We start from the raw sequence: 7149 nt of genomic DNA on the forward strand, positions 1-7149 counted from the left end.
CTTCTGGACGGGTTGTGTCGTGTCTTGCGGTTGCGGCAGAGCCGGAGCGGCAGCCTTTGCCCGCTCAACGGCGGCTGTGCTGTCCGCCTTCGGTGCTTCCGGCTGCGGTTCGGCCGGCGTCTATTTCAGCGGCGCGTTGGTCACTCCGCCCGCCGTCGAAAAGCCTGGGCCCCTTACGCCGAAGCCGGCGGCAAAACCCGTCGCGGAAGCACCCAAGCCGGCATCGGAGGCATCGACGCCTCAGCCAGAGGCACCGCAACCTCGGCCGCAAGCGCCGGCCGAACCGCAGCCGGAAGCACCGAAGGCGGACAGCACAGCCGCCGTTGAGCGGGCAAAGGCTGCCGCTCCGGCTCTGCCGCAACCGCAAGACACGACACAACCCGTCCAGAAGCAGGCCGAGACTGAGCAGAAGCCGACACAGCCGGCCCCATCGGCTGCGCCGCAACCGCAGGACAAGACCGCCCAGAAACAGGCGCAAGTAGAGACCGGACAGAAATCCGAGCCGACACCGCCTGCCCTTTCAGAGAGCCTGGCCAAAAACAACGAGGCGAAAGCCTCGCAGCCGGCGGAGGCCGAACCGGCTCAGCCGTCGGTCGAGAACTTGCCGGCACCCCTGCCGAAAGCAGCGGAAAACCAAAAGCCGTCGAGCCCGACGGCGGAAGCTGCTGCGGCGCCGGAAGCAAAACCGCCGGCGACGAAACCGAGCGCATCCGACCTCGTCGACGCTCTGTCCAAATTGTCGAAGTCGAAGACGCCGGCGCCGCAAGTTACGGAAAACCAAAATCAGGCGCCGGCTTCGACTGCGCGCCAGCCGGCAGCGCCCGAAGCGGCTACTCAGCCGGCAAGGCCGAAAGTCTCGACCACACAACCGGCACCACTGCCGCAGCCACCGCCGGCCAACAAGCCATCTCAAAATACCGACGTCGCAATCAATCTGCCAAAGCCCCAGGTTCCGCCGCCGGCAAACAAAACCGACGCGTTGGCTCAGCGCGCCTCCTGGGTGCGCGACTTCAGCGGCGGCAATTGCTTCTACGCGACCCTGACATCGGCAACGGGCACATCCGCGGCCATCGAGGGATTCGGAACCGCCGTGCAGCCTTTCGAGCAACTGCTTGGTGCGTTCCAGTCCAGGTTCAACGTCGAGCCGGACATCAGCGTGCGCCTGATTACCCCATCACAATGCGGCGTACCCACCTTCCTGCACCTTCTCGACCGAAGCGAGGCTGAACGACCGCAGCTCATGCTCGACCGGACATCGGTGCCCGACGGATCACCGATCAGCGGCACGCTGGTAACGCGCGGGGGGCTCATCTCCAGCGTGTTGCTGATCAACCACAATGGCACCGCCTTCAACCTCGACAGCCGCATGGTCGCGCAGCCGGACAGGGCGACCTTCAAGATCGCCATCGATCTCGCCGCTGACGACAAGGCGGCCGGCAAGGCTTTGCCTCAGGTCATCCTGGTGATCACCGGGCCACGGGACGTCCAGGCCGCGATGTTCGCGGGCCCGACCCCCGCCTCGGAAGTGCTGCCCCGGATCCTTAAGGAGATCCAGGCGGACGATTCCGGATTTTCGGCCACCGCCAAGTATTTCCGGCTTGGCGGATAGCGCGGACGCCGATGGTTCTCTGCCGCCTGCTCTCTTCCACCCCGTCCCAGTCACGCAAGGAGCGCGGACCGATCCGGCCTGTTGCTGATCGCATCGGCCGCATGAAGCTTGCTGCGCTTGCCGGCACGGCGTTGCTCTCCGTGCTATCCGTCAACAAGGCACATGCCGAATTCACCGTCTGCAACCAGACGCTCGACGTCGTCAACCTCGCCGTCGGACAGAAGGTCGACGATGCCGACCAGACCGACGGTTGGTGGACGATCGGCGCCAACCAGTGCGTCAACGTCATCCGCGAGGAGCTGACCAACCGCTACATCTACATCTACGCCACGGACGTCTTCGGCCATGCGATCCTCACCGGATCGATCGAGATGTGCATCGACCGGCGCCGCTTCTCGATCCGCGGCATCGACGAATGCTGGCAGCGCGGCCATATCGCGGCGCGCTTCGTTGAGGTCGACACGCAGGAGCAGGTGCGCTGGACCTATTTCCTGAGCGGGAACGGCCAGTGACGCACAGCATCGACACGAGCTTCAAACTGAAGAAGCAGGCGCGCCTTGCCGAGCGGCGGCGCAAGCTGTGGCGCTGGATTTTTTCCGGCGTTGCGGCACTCGTCCTCGTCTCGACAGCTACGGGTTTCTACCTCACACGCGATTACTGGTCCTTCGGCGACGAGGACGAGGAACTGCATCCGGTCGAGGGGATGGATGACGTGCCGCCCGACGCTTCGGTCTATGTGCCGGCCATCATCGACCTCGCCGGCGATCCGATGTGGATCACGCTCGCGCCCGATGCCGACACGGCCAAGGGCAAGACCGTCGCGCGCCCGGCCGAGCTCGACAGTTCCGGCGCCTCGCCGCAGATCGAAATCCTGTCCGATGTAATGTTGAGCGCCAGCGAAAAATTCATGACGACGATCCCCTCGACGCAGGAGGACTTCGCCTTCTTCCAGGCGCAGCGGCAGACCGTGCCGAAATCTCCTGCAACGGCGCCGCAGGATCGGCAAGCCGCCCCCCTCGCTCCGGGCGCAGCCGACGACCAGCAAGGCGATCTTGAGAACGACCTTCAGGCCGCACCCGACGAGAGCGAAGCTCCTGCCAGTTCAGCGCCCAAGGCGGATGCCGATGATCCGGAAGCGGGCTGGGGGGAGACCGTCGACCAGGGCGAGGCTGCCCTTCCCGCGTTCAAGAAGACCCAGATCGAGAACAACACGACCGTTGCGACCGTCAGCAGCGAATACCAGCGCTTCGAGGCGACCGAGGACACATTCGTAAAAATCCTCAACGACCGCAGCCTGGACAGCGTCGTCGCCGATGCGCATTTCTCCGCCGACGACGCGAAGCTGGCGGGCGAAGCGCTGAAGACGCTGTTCAACCGCGACGGGCTGGGGGCGGGCTTTGTCGTGGCGATGCGCGGATTCAGGCCGAACCGCGAGACCACCACCATGTCGCTTATGCAGGTCTCGATCTACGCCAGGAATGTCTATGTCGGGACGCTGACGCGCAATGCTGCGGGCGCGTTCGTGTCGGGCGTCGACCCGTGGGTGCGGGAGGACCTTTTCAACTATTCAGGCGCATCCGACGAAGGCGGGCCCAAGCGCCAATATCGCCTGCTCGATGCGATATATTCGACGGCCGCCCGCAACAAGGTTCCGACCAGCGTGATCGGAGAGGCCATCATGTATCTGTCGCGAGGACAGGATCTCGACGCCTTCGCCAGCGAGGACCAGCGGCTGGTGCTGATCTACTCGCAGACGCCGCGCGGCCAGGGCGAAATCTCCGGACGGGTCCTCTATGTCGGCGTTCAGGGCACGGAGAAGACGCTCGACTGTTTCGTCTTCCAGCAGAGCGATGGCCAGTATGCGTGCGTGACGGGCAATGACGAGGTTCGCTCGCTCAACGTCACCAACGGCATGGTCACGCCGGTGAGCGGGGTGATGACCTCGACGTTCGGCCCGCGCAAGCACCCGATCCTGGGCACCGTTCGCATTCACAAAGGCGTCGACTGGGCCGCTCCGGTCGGCACGCCGATCATGGCCGCCTTCGACGGCGAAATCACCTTCCAGGGCGATGGCGGCAGCTATGGCAATCTGGTGAAGATTACCCATGCCAACGGGCGCGAGACGCGCTACGCGCATATGCAGAAATTCGCCATCGCGAGCGGCGTCGGCACCAAGGTGAAGGCCGGCGACGTCATCGGCTATATCGGCACCACCGGACTTTCGACCGGCCCGCACCTGCATTTCGAGCTCTACCAGAGCGGCCAGGCGATCGATCCGCTGGGTACGGTCACCACGGTCGCCACCTATGCTTCCGGCGGCGCCGGCGGCGGCTACGGCGATGCTGCCGTCGAGACGCTGACCGACCGCATCGTCCATGTCGAAAGCGGCGGCAAAGCGCGAGCCAAGAACCCGCTCTCCTCGGCGACCGGTGCCGGTCAGTTCATCACCAAGACCTGGATCCGGATGATGAATACCTATCGGCCCGATCTCGCCCGCTCGCTGTCGACCGCCGACCTGCTCGCGCTCCGCTACGATGCCACACTGTCGCGCGAGATGGTGCGCAATCTGGCGCGCGAGGGCGAAGCCTATCTTCGCGCCCGCGGCCACCAGATCACCGCCGGGCGGCTCTATCTCTGCCATTTCCTGGGCATGGAAGGTGCTGCCCAGGTGCTGGCGGCGCCCGGCTCGGCGCAATTGAGCGCAGTGCTCGGCTCCGCCGTGATCCAGGCCAACCCTTTCCTTACCGGAAAGACCACCAGCTACGTCGCCGACTGGGCCGAGCGGAAAATGGGTCAGAAGGTGACCCGCTTGGCGTCGTCCGATCAGAACCAGCAGACGACCACGACCCAGGTCCGACAGACATCGCCGGAGTTCGAGAAATACAAGCAAGCCGTCACGGCCCTGATAAGCTCGATCCAGGCCACCCTTTGAGGCCCTGTCGCGCTACCGTCGGTCGCTGTTCGCAGCGTGAGTGATTCGTGCGGCTTATTCCGTCCTGATCCGCATCTCGACCCGGCGGTTGACCGGATCGTAGGGATCGGCGACGCGCGGGTGCGACTTGCCGAGACCAATCGCTTCCAGCCGGGTGGCCTGTACGCCGTTCGCGGTCAGGAATGCGGCAACCGATTTCGCCCTGCGCTGCGAAAGCTCCTGATTGTAGCGATCCGAACCCGAAGCATCGGTGTGGCCTTCCACAACGAAGCTGAACGAACTCAGCCGGTTGTCTTTCAGCGCCTTGGCGAACTCGTCGAGCTCGGTGCGCGCGGTCTGGTCGAGCTGGGCGGAATCCAGCGCGAAATTGATCATCATGTCGAGCCCGGTTTTGGTCGGGGCCGCGGTCTGGTCGTTCTTGCTCTTGCACTCTTCTTCAGTGCCGACGCAGATGCCGCGCGTCGCGCCGAGATTGCCCGCGCCGGTGAAGAACTTCACGATGTCTTCGGATTTCTGAAGCGGATCAGCGGAAACGTGCGTCGAAAAAAGCACGGCCGCCAATGCAAAGGCTGAACTGGCCCACCGCATGACCGTTACTCCCTGTTTGAGCGGATTTCGCTGCGGCGGACGATAGCAAATCTCGCGCCGATTGTCTGTGAACAAACACACGCTGCGTGCGCCCGTCGTTTGCTAAAGCTAACGCTTGACCAGCGCCTCCGCCGGGGCTTCAGTATCCCTATTCCTAATAAGGGCGTGGCAGCCATGGCGAGGGGGCTCCGGTTCAGGACGGCGCGGGATCTCTTCAGCGCTTGCCCGGCCATTGCCCGGGACATGAAAGCGGTCCCGACAGACCAGCCCTCGATCGAGTTTTGCCGCGCGCTGCTCGCCGGGCGAGTGCCGGAGGAAGCAATCACCTTCTGCGCCTATCTCCTGCCCGAGCGGCCCGCGATCTGGTGGGCGCATGAGTGCCTGAGCAACCTTGCCGAGCTCCTCGGCGACACGGACCTCGAATTGCTTGCGCTCGTCGGCGACTGGGTCGGCGAACCCGGCAATCCCGACCATCGCGAGGCGGTGGCCCAGGCCGTTGAGGTGCCGCCCGCGACGCCGGTTTCCTGGATCGCTTTGGCAGCAGGCTGGCGCGACGGCGACTCGGGCATCGATCAGGCGACAGCCGAATTTCCGACCGCCCATGCCGTCGGCGCGGGGATACTGGCAGGCCTTGCGCGGGTATCGCTCGCGGACCGGTTTACCGTGCTTTCAGCCTTCGTCGAAATGGGCATCGAGATGGCGGAGATGGAGGCGCAACAACAATCGGCCGATGCTTACTAGCCAAGCCTGCTCAAACTAGCCAAGCCTGCTCGAATGTCGGCGATCACGTATAGCCGCCTTGCGCCCCTTGGGGTCAACCTCCCCAGCCGCCGCCACCACCACTATTGCCGCCGCTACCGCCTCCGCCCATCGCTGGAATAACTGGAGGCGGAGCTTCAGTTGTTACCTCCGCCGGTTCGATCGGCTTCTTCGCGGTGACCTTCTTCTGCTTGATCACCTTTGGCGTGGTCGTTGTCCGAACGACTTTTTGCTTCGTCGTCGGCTCCGGTTCGACCTGGGGCGTCACGGCGGTGCACCCCGCGACAGCCAGAACTCCAGTTAGGAATGTTGCGATGATTGCCAGTTTCGATGCCCTGCCCACCATTGCCTCCTTGTTGATCAGAACAAGTCCCGACGCGGATTGGCTTGCTCCCAGACCGCTCTGGCCGTCTTGACCAGTTGAACGTCCAACGAGCCTTCCGCCGAAATCTTTGATTTGAGTTCCCCACGCAGCTGTTTCAGGGCCGCCGTTTTCGCTTTAGCTCCGAACTTCGCCAGCGTGGCCTTGGCATCTGGAATTTCGTTGCGAACATCGAGCGCCGCCGCGAAAGCAAGGTAACGTACGGCGAGAGGCTGGTCCGCCTTGTTGCCCCGCTGCAGTTCCAGAGCCGCGCGATCATATGCGGCCGACTGATCACCGCGGTCGGTCGCTACCTCGAAAAGGCGTTGCGCCTCAGCAAGGTCCTGCTGCACACCGACACCGTCCCTGTACATACGCGCCAAGCTGCCGGGAGCGTAGGGTTGGCCGAGATCCATGGATTTCTGGAAGAGTTCGAGCGCGCTCTTGGGATCCTTCTCAACCCCAGTGCCGGCGAGATAATTTCGGCCGAGCAGGTTCATCGAATACATGTCCTGCCGTTCGACGCCCGCTTTGAGGAAGGCCACGGCGCGAGCCGGATCGGCAGGTACGCCGTTACGACCTTCCGTAAAAATCGCGGCGAGGTCGTTCATGGCATAGGTGTGCCCCATCGCCGCCGCTTTGAGCAGCAGGTCCAGGCCCTTGGTGGCATCACGATCGACGCCATAGCCGTTGAACAAAGCGCGACCCCACGAGGTCATTCCATACGGATCGCCCTTGTCGGACGCTGCGGCATAGAAGGTATTGGCCTGCTTGCGATTGACGGGCATTCCCGTTCCCGTGGCGTTGAGATAGCCAAGCTCGAACACCGCCCGGACATGCCCCATGTCGGCAGCCTCCTGGATCGCCTTCTTGGCCTCGTCGACCTTGCCGGCAACAAGC

The 7149-nt window shown here is 63.9% G+C and carries 7 protein-coding genes; 4 read left to right on the plus strand and 3 right to left on the minus strand.

Features of this window, described 5'->3' with window-relative positions:
- Positions 1-736: 736 nt before the first annotated feature.
- The 3 genes from EOA49_RS28900 (at position 737) to EOA49_RS28910 (ending at position 4541) form a co-directional block, all read left to right on the plus strand.
- Entirely contained in the window at positions 737-1609 is an 873-nt protein-coding gene (locus tag EOA49_RS28900) for a hypothetical protein (RefSeq protein ID WP_127243498.1), read from the plus strand.
- 101 nt (positions 1610-1710) lie between these two features.
- On the plus strand, positions 1711-2121 hold the full coding sequence (locus EOA49_RS28905; protein ID WP_127240050.1) for a DUF1036 domain-containing protein: 411 nt from the start codon (positions 1711-1713) through the stop codon (positions 2119-2121).
- Complete coding sequence (locus EOA49_RS28910; protein ID WP_127243499.1) at positions 2118-4541, plus strand: M23 family metallopeptidase; 2424 nt, start codon at positions 2118-2120, stop codon at positions 4539-4541. Before EOA49_RS28905 ends, EOA49_RS28910 begins: the two co-directional genes overlap by 4 nt.
- Positions 4542-4595: 54 nt before the next feature.
- Here EOA49_RS28910 and EOA49_RS28915 read toward each other — a convergent pair whose 3' ends face one another.
- Positions 4596-5129, minus strand: coding sequence for an OmpA family protein (locus EOA49_RS28915; RefSeq protein ID WP_179293662.1), 534 nt, complete (start codon positions 5127-5129; stop codon positions 4596-4598).
- A gap of 243 nt (positions 5130-5372) precedes the next feature.
- Here EOA49_RS28915 and EOA49_RS28920 point away from each other — a divergent pair, with 243 nt between their 5' ends.
- Positions 5373-5870 (plus strand): hypothetical protein, encoded by a 498-nt coding sequence (locus tag EOA49_RS28920; RefSeq protein ID WP_245430554.1) that lies wholly within the window; start codon positions 5373-5375, stop codon positions 5868-5870.
- Between the two features lie 73 nt (positions 5871-5943).
- Here the strand turns inward: EOA49_RS28920 and EOA49_RS28925 are convergent, their stop codons facing one another.
- Entirely contained in the window at positions 5944-6234 is a 291-nt protein-coding gene (locus EOA49_RS28925) for a hypothetical protein (protein ID WP_095776319.1), read from the minus strand.
- 14 nt (positions 6235-6248) lie between these two features.
- Positions 6249-7149: tetratricopeptide repeat protein (locus tag EOA49_RS28930; protein ID WP_164749311.1), on the minus strand; the 901-nt coding region annotated here is incomplete at its 5' end.

The organism is Mesorhizobium sp. M1A.F.Ca.IN.020.04.1.1, assembly GCF_003997315.1.
Classification (GTDB): Bacteria; Pseudomonadota; Alphaproteobacteria; order Rhizobiales; family Rhizobiaceae; genus Mesorhizobium.

Coding starts and splice junctions, on each gene's coding strand:
- EOA49_RS28920 (WP_245430554.1), top strand. CDS start 5,373: ATGAAAGCGGTCCCGACAGACCAGCCCTCGATCGAGTTTTGCCGCGCG.
- EOA49_RS28915 (WP_179293662.1), bottom strand. CDS start 5,129: ATGCGGTGGGCCAGTTCAGCCTTTGCATTGGCGGCCGTGCTTTTTTCG.
- EOA49_RS28905 (WP_127240050.1), top strand. CDS start 1,711: ATGAAGCTTGCTGCGCTTGCCGGCACGGCGTTGCTCTCCGTGCTATCC.
- EOA49_RS28925 (WP_095776319.1), bottom strand. CDS start 6,234: ATGGTGGGCAGGGCATCGAAACTGGCAATCATCGCAACATTCCTAACT.